A 20,052-nucleotide genomic window follows, 5' to 3' on the forward strand; every position below is an offset into this window, starting at 1 on the left:
AGTAAAACGTGCTTTTTTCATAGAGATCTCCTCAGTTCAGATTACGAGAAAATTCTACTTATTAATACACCGATTTTTCGGGGGGATTACCGCGAGAACCGATACAAGCTGAATATAAATGTTATCGACAACTAATGTTTGTTTAAAAATCAGCCCAATAAAGAAAATTTGAATAAATAGCTTAATAGATAATGCTTTGAAAATAAAACTAACTCCCTGATTTTTAATCGCAAAATAGGGATTTTTCAAGTGTTGACGTTGCTCTTGAACTGGGATCCCTCTTATATAAACCATCCATGTTGACGTCTCACTATTTCTAAGGATAAGGCCTTTTTCTTTTAATCCGTGAATTTTAATAGAGAGCAATACAGCCCAAATTAACCCTAAGAATATTAGGTATAAAATAAAGCCAGTCACGTTATAAAAAGAAATGACTAACGCAATAATAATCAACAAAGTTAATTTACTTGAGTACAGCCAAAATGGTGTAACTTGATAGTTCATTTGATGTCATCCTAATGTCGAATTACTTTCTTGGCCTGATTTTTTATTCATCACTCGTTATAACTGAGAATATTCATTAATGCATCACTTTATGAATATTTTTATGTTGTTAGCACAAGCATTGTGCGGATGCGCTCTATTTTCTCTATCATGACAAGAAGATTTTTGTAGGTTAGAGTTACAAGCGCTAGAATAGCCACATAATATGAAGCAATAATAAAATGACAGGGGAAAATATGATCATATTAGTCACAGGAGCAACTTCAGGTTTTGGCGAAGCAATTACGCGTCGCTTTATTCAGCAAGGAGCAACCGTTATTGGAACGGGTCGTCGTACAGAGCGACTAACAGCATTACAAAAAGAATTAGGCTCGCACTTTCACCCTATTACTCTTGATGTAAGAGACCGGAAAGCAATTCAAAATGCCATTGCAGGATTACCAACAGCACTAAAAAATATTGATGTTTTAGTGAATAATGCGGGCTTAGCGCTAGGTATAGAACCCGCATTCGAGGCTAACCCTGACGATTGGGCAACAATGATTGATACGAATACGAAAGGTTTAGTCAATATGACCTACGAAGTATTGCAAACTATGGTTGCCAATAATCATGGTCATATTATTAATATCGGCTCAACAGCGGCTAACTGGCCATATAAAGGTGGTAATGTTTATGGCGCCACTAAGGCGTTTGTTAAGCAATTCTCATTAGGACTACGGGCTGATCTCCAAGGCAAAAAAGTCCGAGTAACTGATATCGAACCTGGATTAGTTGGCGGAACAGAATTCTCTAATGTTCGTCTTAAAGGTGATGATGATAAAGCAGCGAATATCTATAAAGGCGCGGATGCACTTACACCTGAAGATATTGCTGAAACGGTTTACTGGGTAGCGACATTGCCTGCTCGTATGAACGTCAATACACTTGAATTGATGCCTGTTTGTCAAACCTTTGCTGGTTTAACTGTTTATAAAGAGGCGTGATTTTTCGTACTTTTCTAAAGGAATTTGCGCTATATTTGTGTTTATATTGTCGAATAGAACTAACTTTGTAAGGAATTATAATGAGCTCATCACTAAAGTTTGTTAAGCAAGGTCTAGCGGCGGTAGTGTTTTGCCTTCCTTTGTTGGGGCTTTCTTCAGCAGCGCATGCAGGGAATGTTAACTGCTCAGCAGGAAGCACTTGTGTTACATCGGGAAATGTTGATAGTGTTTTGACAAAAGAGCAGGCACGCCAAGAAAAGGAACAGTGGGATCAAACACGGAGTTTACGTACAAAAGTAAATTCCCGTACTGAAAAAGAGTTTGATAAGGTTGACGCTGCATTTGATGCAAAAGATGCCTGCGAGAAAAGTCTTAATTTAAATGCTTATTGGGAGCCGAATACACAACGCTGCCTAGATGTAAATACAGGACGCCCATTAGCTCGCCCATAACTCATTAAACCCATTAAGGAGTTATTATGAAGAAAAGACTTATATTTCCAGCTCTATGCTTACTCGTTGCTCCAGTGTTAGCACAAGCATCATGTGAAAGTGTTATTGAAGAAATTAAGCAGAAAATTATTAACAACGGCGTTCCTGCCGATAATTTTAGCTTAGTTGCTGTTCCAAATGATGAGGCTGAACAAGCGCAAGGGCAAGTTGTTGGCCATTGCCAAAATGAAACATATAAGATCATTTATACTCGTCATTAATCAATAAAACTCAGGGCGCTATTATCAGCGCCCTTTTCAATCATCCTCGATAAGCTATGCATATTCGCACATAAATGCTTTGATCTTATCTTGATCTAAATAGTGACATAGCGTTTTTTCTTCCGGTCGTAATAAATACGGAATTTCGCCTAACAACGGTGCCTTTAAGTGTTTTTGTAAGCGATTAATGATCTGGGCATAATGTGCCAACCCTGGATTGATACGGTTTGCTATCCAACCGATAAGCGGCAAACCATCGGCACGTATTGCATCTGCAGTCAGTAATGTATGGTTTACACAGCCATGCTGGATGCCAACGACAAGTATAACGCCGACTTTTTGTCCTTTTAGCCAATCAGTATAAAATGTGTTGTCATCCAATAAATAGCGCCATCCCCCATTACCTTCGATAACAACGGTGTCGCATTGGCTATTTAAGTTTTCTAGTCCTTGTTTAATCTTATTGAAATCAATACAGTTTTCTTGGCTGTAATTATCTTTGATTTTAATTGGATTAACATCATCGTAGGATACAAGTTGTTGTGACGCCCCATGTATTAACAAAGCATCTTTATTCCGCATACCTTCCGGTGTATCAATACACTTATCAGCGATAGGCTTATAGCCTACAGCTTTAATTCCTTGGCCATTAAGAGCCTGCAGTATTGCTAACGTGGAGACTGTCTTCCCGACATCCGTATCTGTCCCGGTAACAAATAGATTCATCATAGTTATTTTCTATCCTGAAGTGACAGACGACTGCATACATGTTGCAGTGAAAAATGATATGGAATCAGTTTATGGGAATGGGTAACTCTTAAGTTTGCGTTAGCTCAATTTTCTGTTTAATAGCAAAAATTTTATTAACTACTGTTAACCTTGCAGTAACTGAAGTAATAAAGAACCATCATATAATGCTTGTTGAACTAATGCAGTTTCACTCTCTTTTTTAGTAACTTCAGATTGTTCAATGCGTAATTCACCACGATATAGAGGAATAGACTGCGAATGGCAATATTGATGTAAAAGTGAATAAAATACAGAGGAAATCCGATTTAGCGGAGAATTGATTAAAATTAATTCGGTGCCGAAGATATTAATGAGTTGACCGAGCTGTTTGGCAAGTATTTGCGCTATATCATTGAGTACATGTAAACAGAGTGGATCTTGGTCTTCCACAGCTAAACAAAAACTATCGATAGTCATGTCATGATTGAAAAATGAGGATGATGGGTATAAATGTTGTAATTCCACGGCATGTTTTAAGATAGCCGGAATAGCGATTGCCCCTTCTAAGCAACCAATACCACCACAATAACAAGTTTCCCCCGTGTTTTGTGTTTGTACATGCCCAAAATGTATCGCTCGTCGCGTATGACTATCTAATGCAATGCCGTTATTGATAATTGCAGCGCTAACAACACAATCAATTTGTAAATAAATGATATTTTTTGCTGTTCTTTTTTCGTACAAAGAAAAATAATCGGCTAGTGCTAACGCATTAACATAAGGCTGTATATAAGTCGGTAGCCCAGTTTGTTCCGTTAAAAAATGACCAAGTGGTAAATTATCAATGTCGTAATAAGGCAAAGCATAAATTACACCAGAGAAAGGCTCCACCAAACCATCTAAAACAATACTAATGGCCGTAACACGCTCTAAATGGCGTGAATATGTCGCAAAAAAATGGCTAATTAATGATGAGAGCGTATTGGAAAATTGCTCATTACCTTTAACGTCAAATGGATAGTCTTGCTCTACGATAGTTTGTGTATTGATCTCTTTTAATGAAAGGCTAATAGAGTTACAGGCAAGACGGATAGATAAAAACTGCCACCCTTCACTTTCAATGACTAATCCAATTGCGGGCCTACCTCGCAAGCCGAGAACGGGAAATTCAATCTCTTTAACTAAATGAGCATCAATGAGCTCGCGCGTAATTTTTGTGATACTTGCGGGTGCCAATTGTGATTGTTTAGATAATGCAATCCGAGAAATTGGCCCATATTGATCAATCACACGGTAGACAATACCTGTGTTTAGTTGTTTGATTTGATCAATATGACCCGTTTGGTTTTCCATAATTCAGTGTTAAATCCCGTTATAAAGCAGTCAGTTATTATGCGTAATATAGAATGCAATTACTCCGATATACATGTTATTTGTGATTTGAATCACGTTATTTAGCCAACAATATTTTCAATCAGTAATTCCGTTAATTTTTTTGCAGCAGCAGGCAATGCTCTACGCGTATTGTAGACTAACCAGACTTCCGATGCGGCTTCAATATTTGAAAATCTGATGTATTTTACACCGTCAATTTTCATACGGGTAAAAGATTCTGTGATAATCGAAATTCCCATACCTGCAGAGACTAAACCTAATATTGTCATTGCTTCCCCTGCCTCTTGAGATATTTTGGGTGTCACGCCAGCGGAAGTAAGCAGATTATGGATCTCATCATAGAGAGCTGTACCTACCTCTCGTTCGAAAAATACTAATGGATACTCCGCCAATAGATGAATGTCGACACCTGTTTTTTCATATTTTAATAAGGGATGGCCTTCATACACAGCAACCATAAACGGCTCTTTAAATAGAAGTTGGTAGTTTAGCTGCTCAGGGAGTTCGGTATTACGCATGATCCCAATATCAATACGCCCTGTAAGTAAGGGGGCAAGTTGCTGTTTTGTATTCATCTGATGCATATGGATAGCCACTTCGGGATATGATTCACGATACTGGCGTAAGCTCATGGTCACTTTATTCATAAACGGCGTCGTTGATGTAAAACCAATAGAAAGTTCCCCTAATTCCCCTTTTTCCATCCGTGCTGCTTTTGTAGCCGCTGCATCGACCTGGGCTAAAATTTGATAAGCCTCTTTGAGAAACATATTACCAGCAGGGGTTAATGAAACATTTCTATTGTTTCGTTCAAGTAATTTTGCGTTTATCTGTTCTTCAAGTGATTGAATTTGCTGACTCAATGGTGGCTGAGAAATGTGCAATCGATCCGCAGCTCGCCCAAAATGTAACTCTTCTGCAACAGCAATAAAATACCGTAAGTGTCTTAATTCAATAGCCATTTTTTCTTTGATATGTTTAAAGTATTATTGGTAATAATTAATATATTAGACAAAATAGTCTGAGATTTCTATTCTTTGATCGAAATCAATTGGGTTGTTATGGCAAGGAATTCTTTATGGAAAATTCATCAAATAGTCTTACGACTGAAAATACGGCTAACGGAACGCTAGATAACTCAAGCCCCCATAACTTACCGAAGAAACATTATATTCAACGTGATGATGCGTTGTATTTACGCGTCACTCTTTCTTTTTTCACTGTCGGTTTAGCAACGTTTGCGTTGCTCTATTTTGTACAGCCTATTTTGCCAATGTTGTCAGAGGATTTTAATGTTTCTCCCGCAACGGCTAGTCTTTCCTTATCATTAAGTACCGGCTTGATGGCGCTAGGGCTGCTTATTACGGGGCCAATATCAGATGCAATTGGGCGAAAAAATGTGATGGTAGTAGCGTTAACAAGCGCCGCACTATTTACTTTGTTGAGTGCTTTTATGCAAAGTTGGCAAGGTATTTTAATTGCAAGAGCACTTGTGGGTTTATCTCTAAGTGGCGTCGCAGCGGTTGCCATGACCTATCTCAGTGAAGAAATTCACCCGAGTTATGTCGCATTATCAATGGGCCTCTATATTAGTGGTAACTCTATCTGTGGAATGAGTGGCCGTCTTGTTACAGGGGTGATTGCTGATTTCTATTCATGGCGCGTTGCTGTAATACTATTAGGGGCACTCGCTTTAATTGCCGCGATCAGCTTTTGGCGCCTATTACCACCATCACAACATTTTCGAGCAAGCTCTTTAAAACCAAAAAGTTTATGGGTCAATCTGCGTCTTCATTTTCGAGACAAAGGTCTACCATGGCTGTTTATTGAAGGCTTTGTTTTGATGGGCGGGTTTGTCACTATGTATAACTATATTGGTTATCGTTTACTGGAAGCCCCCTATCATTTCAGTCAGGCAACAGTAGGCATGCTATCAATAATTTATTTAACAGGAACTTATAGCGCATCTAAATCGGGAAGCTTAACTAACAAGTTTGGGTTAGGTAAAGTTTTAATCGCTGCTTTAGTTTTAATGTTAGCGGGTATATTGTTAACACTCTTTTCTAGTTTTTGGATCATTCTGTTTGGCATGACGGTGCTAACAACGGGCTTCTTTGCTGCCCACTCGGTCGCGAGTAGTTGGGTTGGTCATCGTGCTAAACGAGCAAGAGGTCAAGCATCTTCACTTTACCTATTCAGTTATTATGCAGGCTCAAGTATAGCAGGGACTGTAGGCGGGATCTTTTGGTTTCAGTTTGGTTGGTCTGGTGTAGCTTGGTTTATTGCAGGATTACTCATTATTGGTATGTTAATCGCTTACAAGTTGAAAGTTAGCTGTTAGGGTTTGGTAATACTTACCAAATGATGGAATTTATTTTGCACTTTTGTTTAAGTGAAAATGTTGTCCTCAACAATTATGAGGACAACAAATGAAAAAACGACTTTTATTACTTCCCTTCTTATTCTGCTTTTCTGCTATCGCATTGGGACATGGTTATGTAGAAGAGCCTAAAAGCCGAGCCTTTTTGTGTAAAAAAAATCTAAATAGCAATTGTGGTGCAATACAATACGAGCCGCAATCGCTAGAAGGTCCTAAAGGTTTTCCCCTTTCAGGGCCACAAGATGGACAGATTGCAAGTGCAGGTATTCCCCGTTTTGCTGCTTTGGATGAACAAACGTCAGCTCGATGGGTAAAAAATATTATCACAGAGCCTCAGCAAACCTTTAAATGGTATTTAACAGCAAGGCATGCGACAGCTAATTGGCAATACTTTATTACTAAGCCTGACTGGAACCCCAACTTACCAATAACGCGTGAACAATTAATCTTAATACCCTTTTGTCAATATGCTACCCCTTCACGACCAGAAACCATTGTTGAGCACCAATGCGTATTGCCAAAAGAAAATCGTGGATACCAAATAGTACTTGCTGTATGGAGTATCGCTGACACTGAGAATGCTTTTTATCAGGTGATTGATCTCGATATCAAATAAAACATATGCAATAAAGGGGGGATGTCGCCTCTCCCTTTTCTTCCTAGTTAACTTATTTATTTGCACAATGCTTGATGTTTGTTATGATTAATTCAGATACAGTATGTTGTAACTAATTAAGGGTGTTGCATCATGAATAATGCCAAATATGACCTTATTGAAGGCTTTAACCGGTTAGAAAGTAAAATAACGGAACTTAGCCAATTGATTGCTGAGCAACCTTCTATCTCTGCGACCGTTTTTCGTCTTCCGGATGTCATGAAAGGAGAAGAAAATAATGAGATTAAACAAATCGATGTTGAAAAAATAACAGGTAAACTCGCCATCCAACATGCTATCGAACATTATAACCTATTATTTATTCATGATAAATCAGAACTCACCAGTAATAAATCAGCCGTTAGGTTACCTGGCGCGATCTGTATTGATACCCCCTATTCTACTTATCAAACTTTTCGGGTCTTGCTAGATGAGATCAATGAATTAAAAATACAGATAAAACAAATAGTCACTCAAAAATCAGGGGTTGATGAATCGCAACGTTTTGAATTTATTCATGATACACTGCATGGTTTACTGACATTAAATACCTATCGAACTCTAACCTACCTTACTGATATCGATACCATAAGGTTTGGTTGGGCAAATAAAAAAGTCATAAATAAAATGACAAAAGAACAGGTGTTGAGCAAGCTGCAAGGCTCATTGGAAAGTGGGCGCCAACCATTGGGAGTTGTAAAGGAAGAGTGGTTGAAACAATTAGAGCAAGAAATTCTATTGATCAGCCAATTAAACAATGACGTAGTACTTAAAACACAACGCCCCGTTAAAGTACAACCTATTGCTCGTGTTTGGGATAGCACCCAACAAAAACAAACTCAGTTCGCTTGTGCCAACCCTTTGCTCATTTTTGCGGTTGAAAAATCACTGACTGATATTGTGATAGGTAACCTACCCGATTACCATGTTGATAACATTGCGATCCGTCATCGACCAAGGTCTAAGCCTGTTGAGCTACTGATACCCCGCTTAAATTTATATATGGAAATATAAAAAAACACCTGCCATTGATGAGCAGGTGTTTAAATATTCAGTTAATAAATTAGCTGATTAGCTTTTCATGCTGCCAACCATATCTTCTGGGCGAACCCACTCATCGAACTGCTCAGCAGTCAGATAATTTAGTTTTAATGCTGACTCTTTCAACGTTAAGCCTTCTTTATGTGCTTTCTTAGCAATTTCAGCGGCTTTATCGTAACCAATATGTGTATTAAGAGCAGTAACCAGCATCAATGACTCATGAAGTAGCTTCTCAATTCTTTCACGGTTTGGTTCAATACCAATCGCACAGTGTTCGTTGAAACTACGCATACCGTCAGCCAGTAGGCGGATAGATTGCAGGAAGTTATCAATCACCATTGGGCGGAACACGTTCAGTTCAAAGTTACCTGAAGCACCACCGATATTGATAGCAACGTCATTACCCATCACTTGTGCACATAGCATCGTTAAAGCTTCACACTGTGTAGGGTTAACTTTACCTGGCATGATTGAGCTACCTGGCTCGTTTTCAGGGATTGCGATTTCGCCAATACCACAACGAGGACCTGACGCCAACCAACGAACGTCGTTAGCAATTTTCATCAGGGACGCCGCTAAGCCTTTTAGTGCACCATGAGCGTGAACTAAAGCATCACATGTTGCGAGTGCTTCAAATTTGTTAGGTGCAGTAACAAATGGTTGGCCAGTCAGTTCCGCAATTTTTTTAGCAACACGAACCGCATACTCAGGGTGAGTATTTAGACCGGTACCAACAGCCGTACCTCCCAGCGCTAACTCACATACGTGTGGTACAGAGTTTTCAATGTGTTTTTCGCTATGCGCTAACATCGCTACCCAGCCAGAAATTTCTTGGCCTAAAGTCAATGGCGTTGCATCTTGTAGGTGGGTACGACCAATTTTTACGATGTCTTTAAATTCTTTTGCTTTAGCATCTAATACTTTGTGTAACGCTTTTAATTCAGGTAGCAAGTGCTCGCGAATAGCAACAACGGCCGCAACGTGCATTGCAGTTGGGAATACGTCGTTTGAACTTTGGCTCTTGTTAACATCATCGTTAGGGTGAATAAGACGCTCATTACCTCTTTGTCCACCTAAGATCTCGCTACCACGGTTCGCCAGTACTTCGTTCATGTTCATATTACTTTGAGTACCAGACCCCGTTTGCCAGATAGCAAGAGGGAATTCAGTAGGATGCTTGCCAGCTAATACTTCGTCAGCCGCAGCGATAATCGCATCACCGCGATCTTTAGGCAGTAAGCCTAAATCCATATTCACGCTTGCAGCAGCTTTTTTAGTCACTGCTAATGCATGGATCAACGCAACAGGCATTTTTTCTACAGATATACGGAAATGTTCTAAAGAACGCTGAGTTTGCGCGCCCCACAACTGGTCAGCAGGTACTTCAATTGGTCCCATTGAGTCTTTTTCAATGCGAGTGGCTGCCATTACTATCTCCTTAAGTACATACACAGAATAATCGGTTTTGGAATCATCAGCTTGCAGGTAAGCCGATAACACCCCCCTATAATGCCACATATTTAATTTCAATAATGCGACTTAACCGTGTTTATTGTATTGTAGTAAAAAGGAAATAAGTTGATTTTTAGAAAAAGAGAGTTTTGGCTATGCTAAAAATGATTAATAAGATTCAAAATTACGACTGGGGGAGTACCACTGCACTCACACAGTTGTACGCTATCCCTAACCCAGAACATCTACCCATGGCTGAGTTATGGATGGGAGCACACCCAAAAGCGAGCTCTTGTGTCGTGAATACCAAAACAGGCCAAACGCTCCCACTGATTGATTATATTGCGAATAACCCAGAAGAAATTCTAGGTAAAAAAGTAGCAGACACTTTTTCCTCCCGCTTACCTTTTTTATTTAAAGTGTTATGTGCCGCAACCCCTCTTTCGGTACAAGTCCATCCTAATAAAGTTTATGCTGAAGTTGGTTTTGCAAAAGAGAATGCTGCGGGGATCCCTTTAGATTCGCCAATCCGCAACTATAAAGATGATAATCATAAACCTGAGCTAATTTATGCTTTAACACCTTTTAAAGCAATGAACGCATTTCGCCCACTCAATGAAATTGCTGAACTGCTTGATTTTGTCTCTGCGGCCCACCCTGAAATTCAATTCTTTGTTCAATCACCAACTGAAGAAAAATTAGCAAAATTATTTGCACAAATTCTGAGTCTCACAGGTGAACAAAAAGAGTTAGCACTAGGTGTATTGAAAGCCGCATTAAACAGTCGCCAAGGCGAACCATGGAACACCATAAAACAAATGGTTAGCCTCTATCCTGAAGATACAGGTTTATTTGTCCCACTGTTGCTTAATGTTGTTGAGTTGCAGCCTGGCGAGGCAATGTTCTTATATGCAAGGACGCCACATGCTTATATTGAAGGCGTTGGGCTAGAAATCATGGCTAATTCCGATAATGTCCTACGAGCTGGACTGACCAATAAGCATATTGATGTTCCAGAATTGATAGCAAATGTAGATTTTATCCCCAAAACAAGCCAAAGTTTACTTAGTGAACCAGAAAAAACAGGAAATATCTGTAAATATCATATACCAGTAGAAGATTTTGCATTTAATATATATTCTATTGATGACACAGAGATAAACATAACTAATGAAACGGCTTCTATCTTTTTCTGCATAGATGGCGAGTTAGTTTTGAAGTCAGGCGATGATGAATTAAAAATCTGTTCAGGAGAATCTGTTTTTCTGGCGGCCTTTGAAAAAGAAGTTTACGCCACAGGCGTGGGTAAGCTCGCTCGTGTCTATAACCTTTAATGTATTTTTGTGTTTTGTTCGTCTTGATTGCACGCAAAAGACGGTTAGATAAAACTTGTACAATTTTTATAGCGCGTTAAGACAACGCGCTGAAAGGATGGATGTTCATAATGAAAAAGTCATTAGTTGCAGTTGGTGTAATAGTTGCTATTGGTGCTGTATGGTGTGGTGCATCATGGTACACAGGCTCTAAAGTTGAGTCTGAATTAAATTATATGATTGAGGATACCAACTCATTTATTAAGGTAAATGCTCCAAGTTCAGGTTTACAGTTCAAAGTGGAAAACTTTAAACGTGGTCTATTCTCCTCGCAAGCTAATATCGTTATCTCATCCGTATATTCTACTGGCCCAGAGGAAAGTCTTGTATTTAATACTGATATTGAGCACGGCCCTTTCCCTCTATCACAACTCTCTAAATTCAATTTAATGCCTAAACTGGGCGCGGCACATATTGAATTAGCAAATAATGAATCAACCAAAGAGCTATTCGAAATAACAAAAGGTAAACCATTTATTTCAGGTACTGCTGTTGTTGGTTATGGCCAAAGTGTTGATGCAAATCTAGATTTGTTACCCGTTGAATTTACCAAAGAAAAGTCAAACATTTCCTTTAATGGATTAAAACTATTATTTAATGCCTCTTCTGACTTTAACGAGATTGAAGCCACACTGAATACTGACAACTTATTGATTCAGAATACAGATAAATCAGAAGAAATGATGTTAAAAGGGCTAAAACTAACTTCTAACCTGACTAAGTCCGAACATGATTTCTATATCGGTAAACAAGATTTTGTTATAGAAAATGCAAATGTTAATATCCCTGAGGTTAAATTTTCTTTCAAAAACTTAGTGATGACTTCAGACTCTGCACTGGAAAAAGAAAATATTAAAGGTAGCTTCACTTACAGCATTGATGATTTAGTCGCATTAGATCAAAACTTAGGCTCCGGTAAGGTAGTTATTTCGATTGATAAGCTAGATGCAAAAGCGTTGGGTGAATTTGTTAAGCAATATAATAGTGCATTAGCAGAAGGAATTGCGTCAGGCAATCCAACGGCAGCAGGTGAAAAAATCGCAATGAAGATGATAACGGAAACATTGCCTGAAATGCTGAAAAAACAACCGACCTTCTCTATCAGCCCTCTTTACTGGAAAAACTCTGCAGGTCAAACAACGGCAGACTTAAGTATGACCTTTAATAAGTGGGACCAAAAAGAGCTTACTGAATTAGCAATGACAAACAAAGTTGATGAAGCAGTTAAGAGCTTATTTAAGTCATTTGACTTTAACCTCACGCTGAACAAACCAATGGCTATTGAGTTAATGTCTCAAATCGCTATTTTAGACCAAGGTCAAGTTGTTGATGCAGAAACTAAGAAAATGTATGTTGAGCAAGCAACAAATGAGTTTGATCAAGCACAAATGCTCCTAACTTCAGATATGTTCAGCTCACCGTTTGAAGAAATGTTCATGACTGACGAAGAGCGTGCAGAAAAAGCGAAACAGAAAAAATCACCATGGATGATAGAGAAAGGTAACGATCTGACCATGACTATCAAATATGCAGGTAATGATATTACGTTTAACGCGGATAGCTATACCCTTGCAGACTTCTTAACTAAGATGAAGTTGATGGCTGGCCCAGAAAGCTCTATGGAATATGAAGAAGAAGAGTTAGTTGTACCACAAACCGAAGATGCGCCGGCTGACGGTGCTGAAGTAGCACAACCAGCTAACTAATCTGCATTAATATTAATCTTAAACGCCAGTCAATATTTTTTGACTGGCGTTTTCACATCTATACTAGGATATATTGGCTAATCCATACACATAAAGGGACTCAATTCAGTGATAAACAGACAACTGCCACTTACAGACATACATCGCCATCTAGATGGTAATATCCGCCCCGAAACAATCCTTTCCCTTGCCCAACAACACGGTATTACGCTACCTGCTAATGAGATTGAAGCTTTACGTCCTCATGTGCAAGTAATGACACAAGAGGCTGACTTAGTCGGTTTTCTGCAAAAACTAGATTGGGGAGTTGCTGTATTAGCCGATCTCGATGCCTGTAAACGTGTTGCTCAAGAAAACGTCGAAGATGCTTATAAGGCGGGTATTGACTATGCAGAATTGCGTTTTTCTCCTTATTACATGGCAATGAACCATCGCCTCCCTATTGAAGGTGTTGTTGAAGCTGTCATTGATGGTATTACGGCTGGTTGCAAACAGTATGATATAAAAATTAATTTAATAGGGATCCTTAGTCGAACCTTTGGTCAAGACGCTTGTGCAAAAGAGTTAGCAGGCCTACTCGCTCACCGCGACAAACTTTGCGCATTGGATTTGGCTGGAGATGAGCTTGGCTTTCCAGGCTCCCTTTTCCACTCTCACTTTACCCAAGCGCGCGATGCCGGTTTACAAATAACTGTTCATGCAGGGGAAGCCGCGGGTGCAGAAAGTATTTGGCATGCAATTAAAGAATTAGGGGCACAACGAATTGGCCATGGTGTTAAAGCTTGTGAAGACCTTAAGCTGATCGAATACTTAGCAAAACATAAAATTGGTATTGAAAGCTGCTTAACCTCTAATATCCAGACCAGCACTGTACCGTCATTAGCGAAACATCCATTGAAAATGTTTTTAAACCATGGTGTGTTAGCGTCGATTAATACTGATGACCCTGCCGTAGAAGGCATTGAATTAGCTTATGAATATGAAGTTGCCGCCCCTAAAGCTGGGTTGACACCATCTGAAATAGAGCAGGCTCAAATCAATGGATTGAGTATCGCCTTTCTCAGCGAAAATGAAAAACAGCAACTCAAACAAAAAGCAGCCCTTCGCTAACCTGCTATAAAGCTAAATTCATTCACGTTTTGGGCAGTTAATCTCCTTTTCTGCCCTGTTTAGCTTTTTTCTCTGAAGGTTAAGTTTGCCTATTATTGATAACACCATAGTATGTTGTAACTAAATGGTGATTATAGATTATTGAGTAAGTCGGGTTATTATCCCCCCGACTTTACTATTAATTATTTAGTTAAACGTTTTGCGTAACGCTGGGCTAAAACCGCGCATACCATTAATTGGATTTGATGAAATATCATTAGTGGCAATAAGATTATCCCTACAACGGAGGCTGGAAATAGCACATTAGCCATAGGAACGCCGTTCGCTAAGCTCTTTTTTGAACCACAGAATACGATTGTGATTTCATCTTCTTTACTGAATTTAAATAAGCGTGCCGCAAGTGTATTTAGGATCATAACGACAAATAAAATAAGGCAGCTGATCACAGCAATCATAAATAGAGAGTATCCATCAATACGCTGCCAAATTCCTTCAACAACCGCTTCACTGAAAGCGACATATACGACTAATAATATAGAAGAACGGTCAGTGATATTAATTAATTTACGATTACGGTTAATCCAATTCGCTAATAGTGGACGAGACAGGTGCCCTACTACAAATGGCAGCATTAATTGCAATAAAATAGAGCCAATTGCATTCAACGTATCCATTGCTTGGCTGCCATCTTCATCCATTAGTAACCCCACCAATATCGGCGATAAAAAGACGCCGAGAATACTGGATGCTGACGCACTGCAAATCGCTGCGGCCACATTTCCTCCGGCAACAGAGGTAAAGGCAATGGCCGATTGTACCGTTGCTGGCAATGCACAAAGATAAAGAAACCCCATGTATACCGTCGGTGACATCCATGACGGCACCATAAAATGCAAAGCTAATCCAATAATAGGAAACAGAATAAATGTGCTTGAAAATACTAATAAGTGTAGTCGCCAGTGCCCAATACCTGCCATGATTGATTCACGAGAAAGCTTTGCACCATGCATAAAGAACAAAAGCGCAATAGCTGCCGTTGTTAGATACTGAAAGCCAACTTTGATTTCCCCTTCACAAGGAAATAGGCTTGCAATCACAACAACGCCAATCATAATCAATAAAAAAGGGTCAATTTTTAATTTTGCTAACAAATTCATGTTATTACCTAACAAAAAGCCAGCTAAAAATGCTGGCTCATCTATTTATACATTAACAATCAAGAGTAACGGTGCGTTTTTGTTTATCTGAAAGTGTACCAGCCTCAATTAATTTCATAATTTCAATGGCTTCTTGTGGCTGTACTGGATTTGCGGCACCATGACGGATTGCCTCATGAATGGCAAGATAGTAACCACCATAATTTCCTTTTTCATTTTGCCATTCTTGGGAAATAAGCGCATCGCCTTGTGACAGCGTCACAACGCCATTACGTTGATCTATTCCCCAATTTTCATGAGTCGGTAACAGACCATTTTTTAAATTTTCTTCTTGTGAATCAAGACCATATTTGACATAACTTCCCTTCATGCCATGAATAACATAGAGAGGCGATTCAGCGGCAGCTACTGTTGTTGCGTGAAGAACGACTTTTTTATCTGGATAGTGAAGAAGAACATGGAAATAATCAACGGCTTCAGCACCTGGGCGGATCATCCCTAAATCTGCGGTAATACTTGCTGGTTTTCCGAAAAATTGTAACGCTTGATCTAATAAATGAGGACCAAGATCATACCAAATTCCACCGCCTGCGACTGCTGCCTCTCGCCATCTTTGTCGTGTGACTGGGCGATAACGGTCAAAATGTGACTCATAATATTTAATGTCGCCTAGGCAACCATCAGCAAACAGTTTCTTCAGTGTTAAATAGCCTGCATCCCAACGGCGATTATGATAAACCGATAAAAGCTTTCCTGCTTGTTGTGCCTGCTGTTGTAGTGATTGAGCCTCTTCTACCGTGACAGTAAAAGGCTTATCGACAACGACATGCTTGCCTGCCGCTAACGCTTGGCTTGCCAGTGGATAATGAGTGTCATTGGGGGTCGGGATAATGACTAATTCAATTTCAGGATTTGCAAACAGTTGCTCAGGTGAAGAGACGACTTCAACATCAGGCCAATCAGCGGTTACCTTATCTGAATTGCTACTGGAGATAGCTGTCAATTCATACCCTGGCAATGTAGCGATAAAAGGGGCATGAAATGTTTTACTTGCATAACCATAACCTACAATACCGACTTTTATTGGTGCGGACATAATGACCTCATTTTATTAATTTTCACTGAATCCATAAAAAGTATCACCATAACGAATTAATTAGCAAATAAAACTATGGTAGGATAGCCTCGAATTGATGCTACTTAAAAAGTCATTCATGATTCAGCAACGTGATAAAAGAGATGCGTTCACTAGCCACGAGTGTAAGCAAAGACAGTTCTTGATACTGCTGCTTAGTGTATGATTTAGCTTATAATATGGATTAAATTGATATGACGCCTGTTTATGACCACCATCGTATTACTGGTTGGCTCCTTGCCCCCGCAGCTTTCATCTTATTAACGTGTTTTGCTGTATGCTCTATGGTGGTCATGTATTTTATTACGTTATATCGAATTATCACTACAATTGATGATTGGACTCACTATATCCCATTCGACTGGTATTTATCTTTTCTGATCACTATCGTTATGATGGTATTCACTATTCATATCTTAAAACTTATGTTTATGCGTTCTCGGCATTTTCCTCGCCGTTTTATTATTTGGATGTTAGTCCTGTTATTGCTTGGACTAAAAACCTTTTATTTTGCAAATATTGATTCCCTAACGGCGCTAAAAACACTCGCCTGGCCACTTATCGGTGCTGCTATTTTTGTTCCTTACATCAAAAATTCTGCTCGTGTGAAGATGACTTTCACACAAGATCGATAAGCATCACAAAAATAGCTTGTTATCATACAGCCTGTTTAACTGACGCTCGTCAGTTTTTGTTCTTTTAATTTTGTTTTCAGGCAATAAAATGACTGATTATCTTTTGCTATTCATTGGAACCGTACTGGTTAATAACTTTGTACTGGTAAAATTCCTTGGTCTGTGCCCTTTTATGGGTGTATCAAAAAAACTCGAAACAGCCATCGGAATGGGTTTTGCTACCACTTTTGTTATGACACTCGCCGCAATCAGCTCTTGGTTGATGGATACGTTAATTTTAGTGCCCCTCGACCTGCTCTATCTGCGCACCCTAAGTTTTATCTTAGTGATTGCCGTGGTTGTGCAATTCACTGAAATGGTTGTTAGAAAAACCAGTCCAACGCTCTATCGCCTGTTAGGGATCTTTCTCCCACTTATTACGACTAACTGTGCAGTTTTAGGGGTTGCTTTATTAAATATCAATCAATCGCATGGTTTCTTACAGTTTGCTGTTTATGGTTTTGCAGCCGCCGTTGGTTTCTCATTGGTAATGGTGCTGTTTGCCGCTATTCGCGAACGGTTGGCGGTCGCTGATGTTCCTGCACCTTTTCGTGGCTCATCTATCGGCCTTATCACTGCTGGACTAATGTCTTTAGCATTTATGGGTTTTAGTGGTTTGGTGAAGTTCTAATGATATCGTTATGGATTGCTATTGGCATTTTAGCCGTTTTTGGGCTGATCTTTGGTTTGATCCTTGGCTATGCCTCATTACGCTTTAAAGTTGAAGAAGACCCCATTGTTGAAAAAATTGATGCCATTTTGCCCCAAAGTCAATGTGGTCAATGCAGCTATCCGGGGTGTCGCCCCTACGCAGAAGCTGTAGCCAATAACGGAGAGATGATCAACAAGTGCGCGCCGGGTGGCGAGCAAGTCATGTTGAAAATAGCTGAACTTCTTAACGTAGACCCTCAGCCAATTGATGGTGATGAAAGCGCACAGAATCCTGTTCGAAAAGTCGCTATTATTGATGAAGAAAACTGTATCGGCTGCACCAAATGTATTCAAGCATGTCCTGTTGATGCCATTGTTGGCGCAACGCGCGCTATGCATACCGTAATTGAAGATCTCTGCACAGGTTGTGATCTGTGCGTAGCCCCTTGCCCAACTGATTGTATCGAACTTGTTCCTGTGAAAACGACCACTGCAAACTGGAAATGGGATTTAAACAGTATTCCTGTCAAAAATATTCCTGTATCACCTGATGAACAACAACCGAAATCTCCTTTCGCCACGGTAAAAGGAGATGCGCATGTTTAAGTTGTTTAATTGGTCAAAAAAAGACAATATCTGGGATTTCTCTGGTGGGATACACCCGCCAGAAATGAAATTACAGTCAAGCCAAACGCCAATGCGTGTGGCATCAATTCCCGATGAACTGATTATCCCGTTACAGCAGCATTTAGGCCCTGAAGGGGAATTGATCGTCAAAGTGGGTGAACATGTGCTCAAGGGGCAACCCTTAACCCGTGGTGTCGGTCGTACAGTGCCTGTTCATGCCTCAACTTCAGGCACTATCACCGCAATAAAACCGATGGTCACGGCACACCCTTCTGGCTTAAAAGAGCTATCAGTTTGCCTCAAAGCCGATGGGTTAGATACTTGGTGTGAGTTATTCCCTGAGCCTGACTATTTACAGCTCACTCCTCAACAATTATTACAAAAAATTGAGCAAGCAGGCATCGCTGGGCTTGGTGGTGCAGGTTTCCCTACCGCGTCTAAATTAGCGGGAGGGAAAGATGCTATCAAGACATTGATCGTTAATGCGGCCGAATGTGAACCTTATATCACAGCAGATGATCGCTTAATGCAAGAGCATGCCGATGAGGTCATCGAGGGTTGTCGTGTCTTGCAACATTTACTCAATCCTGATCAAATACTTATTGGCATTGAAGATAATAAACCTGAAGCCATTGCTGCACTGAAGAAAGCCATTACTGCCCATGATAAGCAGATTTTTGTGCGGGTGATCCCCACCAAATATCCTTCTGGTGGCGCTAAGCAGCTTACTAAGATCCTGACGGGTAAAGAGGTTCCTTCTGGTGCCCGCTCCTCACAGATTGGCGTATTGATGCAAAACGTCGGTACGGTTGTTGCCATAAAACGTGCCGTCATTGATGGGCAACCTTTGATTGAACGTGTTGTCACCGTTACAGGTGAATCTATTACCTCCCCTGGAAACTTTTGGACTCGCTTAGGTACTCCTGTTCATCATCTATTACAACAAACGGGTTTTACCCCTGCATCTGAGCAAATGGTGATTATGGGGGGGCCACTAATGGGCTTTACTTTGCCAGATCTCAAGGTACCTGTAGTTAAAATATGCAACTGCTTGTTAGTTCCTAGTGTTGAAGAAGTTGGGCAAAAACCGATTGAAGAAGCTTGTATCCGCTGTGGTTTATGCGTTGAAGCATGCCCTGCGGCCCTACTGCCTCAACAATTATATTGGTTCAGTAAAGGCAAAGAGCACGAAAAAGCACAAAAACATAACCTATTTGATTGTATCGAGTGCGGTGCTTGTGCCTATGTTTGTCCAAGTAATATTCCGTTAGTGCAATATTATCGACAAGAAAAAGCAGAAATTCGCGAAATCAAACAAGAAGAGCGCCGTGCCGCAGAAGCAAAACTACGATTTGAAGCGAAGCAGCAGCGTATGGAACGCGAAAAATTAGCCCGTGAAGAGCGTCATAAAAAAGCCGCTGTACAAGTGGAAGCATCAGACAAAGATGCTGTTGCTGCTGCGCTCGCTCGTGTAAAAGCTAAACAAGCAACAGCAACTTCAGATATTCATGTGATAGCGGGTGCGGCGCCGGATAACAGTGCTGTTATTGCCGCAAGAGCCGCACGTAAAGAACAAGCGAGAGCCAAACAAGCAGAAAAACAAGCTGCAGCCTCGGCGGTTAATGAAACTTCTAGTGATCCTCGTAAAGCTGCTGTGGCTGCTGCACTTGCAAGAGCTAAAGCAAGAAAAGCATCTCAAGAAAATAACGGTGACAGCGTCACGCCAACCGAGGCCCCTGCTGTTTCGGCTAATGGAGATGACCCA

General features: G+C 40.1%; 20 protein-coding genes. 13 read left to right on the forward strand and 7 right to left on the reverse strand.

What is annotated here, in order from left to right; all coding sequences use genetic code 11:
* Positions 1-54: 54 nt before the first annotated feature.
* Complete coding sequence (locus tag PR833_RS11235; protein WP_272526118.1) at positions 55-504, reverse strand: hypothetical protein; 450 nt, start codon at positions 502-504, stop codon at positions 55-57.
* 236 nt (positions 505-740) lie between these two features.
* Here PR833_RS11235 and ydfG point away from each other — a divergent pair, with 236 nt between their 5' ends.
* From ydfG to PR833_RS11250, 3 genes are all read left to right on the forward strand, one after another.
* A complete protein-coding gene (gene ydfG / locus PR833_RS11240; protein WP_014656028.1) occupies positions 741-1,490 on the forward strand; it encodes a bifunctional NADP-dependent 3-hydroxy acid dehydrogenase/3-hydroxypropionate dehydrogenase YdfG in 750 nt (249 codons plus the stop codon).
* 80 nt (positions 1,491-1,570) lie between these two features.
* A complete protein-coding gene (locus tag PR833_RS11245) occupies positions 1,571-1,942 on the forward strand; it encodes a DUF1283 family protein (RefSeq protein ID WP_004920044.1) in 372 nt (123 codons plus the stop codon).
* A gap of 26 nt (positions 1,943-1,968) precedes the next feature.
* Positions 1,969-2,202, forward strand: a complete 234-nt coding sequence (locus tag PR833_RS11250) for a DUF1161 domain-containing protein (RefSeq protein ID WP_004920046.1) — start codon at positions 1,969-1,971, stop codon at positions 2,200-2,202.
* 54 nt (positions 2,203-2,256) lie between these two features.
* Here the strand turns inward: PR833_RS11250 and bioD are convergent, their stop codons facing one another.
* The 3 genes from bioD to PR833_RS11265 all read right to left on the reverse strand — a co-directional run bounded on the left by bioD (position 2,257) and on the right by PR833_RS11265 (position 5,288).
* Positions 2,257-2,931, reverse strand: coding sequence for a dethiobiotin synthase (bioD, locus tag PR833_RS11255; protein ID WP_004920048.1), 675 nt, complete (start codon positions 2,929-2,931; stop codon positions 2,257-2,259).
* 144 nt (positions 2,932-3,075) lie between these two features.
* Positions 3,076-4,284 (reverse strand): ROK family protein, encoded by a 1,209-nt coding sequence (locus PR833_RS11260; RefSeq protein WP_014656029.1) that lies wholly within the window; start codon positions 4,282-4,284, stop codon positions 3,076-3,078.
* Positions 4,285-4,385: 101 nt separating this feature from the next.
* Complete coding sequence (locus PR833_RS11265) at positions 4,386-5,288, reverse strand: LysR family transcriptional regulator (RefSeq protein WP_036940318.1); 903 nt, start codon at positions 5,286-5,288, stop codon at positions 4,386-4,388.
* 116 nt (positions 5,289-5,404) lie between these two features.
* Between PR833_RS11265 and PR833_RS11270 the strand changes: the two genes are divergently transcribed.
* From PR833_RS11270 to tus, 3 genes are all read left to right on the forward strand, one after another.
* Positions 5,405-6,667 (forward strand): MFS transporter, encoded by a 1,263-nt coding sequence (locus PR833_RS11270; protein WP_272526119.1) that lies wholly within the window; start codon positions 5,405-5,407, stop codon positions 6,665-6,667.
* A gap of 88 nt (positions 6,668-6,755) precedes the next feature.
* Positions 6,756-7,322, forward strand: a complete 567-nt coding sequence (locus PR833_RS11275; protein WP_004920061.1) for a lytic polysaccharide monooxygenase — start codon at positions 6,756-6,758, stop codon at positions 7,320-7,322.
* 132 nt (positions 7,323-7,454) lie between these two features.
* Positions 7,455-8,375 (forward strand): DNA replication terminus site-binding protein, encoded by a 921-nt coding sequence (tus, locus tag PR833_RS11280; RefSeq protein ID WP_272526120.1) that lies wholly within the window; start codon positions 7,455-7,457, stop codon positions 8,373-8,375.
* A 57-nt stretch (positions 8,376-8,432) separates the two neighbouring features.
* Here tus and fumC read toward each other — a convergent pair whose 3' ends face one another.
* The gene (gene fumC, locus PR833_RS11285) at positions 8,433-9,830 is read right to left on the reverse strand and encodes a class II fumarate hydratase (RefSeq protein ID WP_014656033.1); all 1,398 of its coding nucleotides are present in this window, start codon (positions 9,828-9,830) and stop codon (positions 8,433-8,435) included.
* Between the two features lie 179 nt (positions 9,831-10,009).
* On the opposite strand from fumC, the gene manA reads away from it, so the two are divergent.
* From manA to add, 3 genes are all read left to right on the forward strand, one after another.
* The gene (manA, locus tag PR833_RS11290; protein WP_150375551.1) at positions 10,010-11,188 is read left to right on the forward strand and encodes a mannose-6-phosphate isomerase; all 1,179 of its coding nucleotides are present in this window, start codon (positions 10,010-10,012) and stop codon (positions 11,186-11,188) included.
* 110 nt (positions 11,189-11,298) lie between these two features.
* Complete coding sequence (locus PR833_RS11295) at positions 11,299-12,933, forward strand: YdgA family protein (RefSeq protein WP_088499259.1); 1,635 nt, start codon at positions 11,299-11,301, stop codon at positions 12,931-12,933.
* A gap of 108 nt (positions 12,934-13,041) precedes the next feature.
* Positions 13,042-14,043, forward strand: coding sequence for an adenosine deaminase (add, locus tag PR833_RS11300; RefSeq protein WP_272526121.1), 1,002 nt, complete (start codon positions 13,042-13,044; stop codon positions 14,041-14,043).
* A 182-nt stretch (positions 14,044-14,225) separates the two neighbouring features.
* Here the strand turns inward: add and PR833_RS11305 are convergent, their stop codons facing one another.
* Positions 14,226-15,200 carry a bile acid:sodium symporter family protein gene (locus PR833_RS11305; RefSeq protein WP_004920081.1) on the reverse strand — a complete coding sequence of 325 codons (975 nt, stop codon included), beginning with the start codon at positions 15,198-15,200 and terminating at the stop codon, positions 14,226-14,228.
* A gap of 52 nt (positions 15,201-15,252) precedes the next feature.
* A complete protein-coding gene (locus PR833_RS11310; RefSeq protein ID WP_272526122.1) occupies positions 15,253-16,296 on the reverse strand; it encodes an oxidoreductase in 1,044 nt (347 codons plus the stop codon).
* 233 nt (positions 16,297-16,529) lie between these two features.
* Here PR833_RS11310 and PR833_RS11315 point away from each other — a divergent pair, with 233 nt between their 5' ends.
* The 4 genes from PR833_RS11315 to rsxC all read left to right on the forward strand — a co-directional run.
* A complete protein-coding gene (locus tag PR833_RS11315; protein WP_014656038.1) occupies positions 16,530-16,970 on the forward strand; it encodes a DUF2569 domain-containing protein in 441 nt (146 codons plus the stop codon).
* Positions 16,971-17,058: 88 nt separating this feature from the next.
* Positions 17,059-17,640 (forward strand): electron transport complex subunit RsxA, encoded by a 582-nt coding sequence (gene rsxA, locus PR833_RS11320; RefSeq protein WP_272526123.1) that lies wholly within the window; start codon positions 17,059-17,061, stop codon positions 17,638-17,640.
* Entirely contained in the window at positions 17,640-18,266 is a 627-nt protein-coding gene (gene rsxB / locus PR833_RS11325; protein ID WP_004920092.1) for an electron transport complex subunit RsxB, read from the forward strand. Before rsxA ends, rsxB begins: the two co-directional genes overlap by 1 nt.
* A partial coding sequence (rsxC, locus tag PR833_RS11330; protein ID WP_272526124.1) for an electron transport complex subunit RsxC occupies positions 18,259-20,052 on the forward strand: 1,794 nt, incomplete at its 3' end. The genes rsxB and rsxC, both read left to right, overlap by 8 nt.

The organism is Providencia sp. PROV189, from assembly GCF_028480065.1.
Classification (GTDB): domain Bacteria; phylum Pseudomonadota; class Gammaproteobacteria; order Enterobacterales; family Enterobacteriaceae; genus Providencia; species Providencia stuartii.

Excerpts from the sequence above, each read along its gene's own strand:
- PR833_RS11235 (WP_272526118.1), bottom strand. The coding sequence starts at position 504 with ATGAACTATCAAGTTACACCATTTTGGCTGTACTCAAGTAAATTAACT.
- ydfG (WP_014656028.1), top strand. The coding sequence starts at position 741 with ATGATCATATTAGTCACAGGAGCAACTTCAGGTTTTGGCGAAGCAATT.
- PR833_RS11245 (WP_004920044.1), top strand. The coding sequence starts at position 1,571 with ATGAGCTCATCACTAAAGTTTGTTAAGCAAGGTCTAGCGGCGGTAGTG.
- PR833_RS11250 (WP_004920046.1), top strand. The coding sequence starts at position 1,969 with ATGAAGAAAAGACTTATATTTCCAGCTCTATGCTTACTCGTTGCTCCA.
- bioD (WP_004920048.1), bottom strand. The coding sequence starts at position 2,931 with ATGATGAATCTATTTGTTACCGGGACAGATACGGATGTCGGGAAGACA.
- PR833_RS11260 (WP_014656029.1), bottom strand. The coding sequence starts at position 4,284 with ATGGAAAACCAAACGGGTCATATTGATCAAATCAAACAACTAAACACA.
- PR833_RS11265 (WP_036940318.1), bottom strand. The coding sequence starts at position 5,288 with ATGGCTATTGAATTAAGACACTTACGGTATTTTATTGCTGTTGCAGAA.
- PR833_RS11270 (WP_272526119.1), top strand. The coding sequence starts at position 5,405 with ATGGAAAATTCATCAAATAGTCTTACGACTGAAAATACGGCTAACGGA.
- PR833_RS11275 (WP_004920061.1), top strand. The coding sequence starts at position 6,756 with ATGAAAAAACGACTTTTATTACTTCCCTTCTTATTCTGCTTTTCTGCT.
- tus (WP_272526120.1), top strand. The coding sequence starts at position 7,455 with ATGAATAATGCCAAATATGACCTTATTGAAGGCTTTAACCGGTTAGAA.
- fumC (WP_014656033.1), bottom strand. The coding sequence starts at position 9,830 with ATGGCAGCCACTCGCATTGAAAAAGACTCAATGGGACCAATTGAAGTA.
- manA (WP_150375551.1), top strand. The coding sequence starts at position 10,010 with ATGCTAAAAATGATTAATAAGATTCAAAATTACGACTGGGGGAGTACC.
- PR833_RS11295 (WP_088499259.1), top strand. The coding sequence starts at position 11,299 with ATGAAAAAGTCATTAGTTGCAGTTGGTGTAATAGTTGCTATTGGTGCT.
- PR833_RS11305 (WP_004920081.1), bottom strand. The coding sequence starts at position 15,200 with ATGAATTTGTTAGCAAAATTAAAAATTGACCCTTTTTTATTGATTATG.
- PR833_RS11310 (WP_272526122.1), bottom strand. The coding sequence starts at position 16,296 with ATGTCCGCACCAATAAAAGTCGGTATTGTAGGTTATGGTTATGCAAGT.
- PR833_RS11315 (WP_014656038.1), top strand. The coding sequence starts at position 16,530 with ATGACGCCTGTTTATGACCACCATCGTATTACTGGTTGGCTCCTTGCC.
- rsxA (WP_272526123.1), top strand. The coding sequence starts at position 17,059 with ATGACTGATTATCTTTTGCTATTCATTGGAACCGTACTGGTTAATAAC.
- rsxB (WP_004920092.1), top strand. The coding sequence starts at position 17,640 with ATGATATCGTTATGGATTGCTATTGGCATTTTAGCCGTTTTTGGGCTG.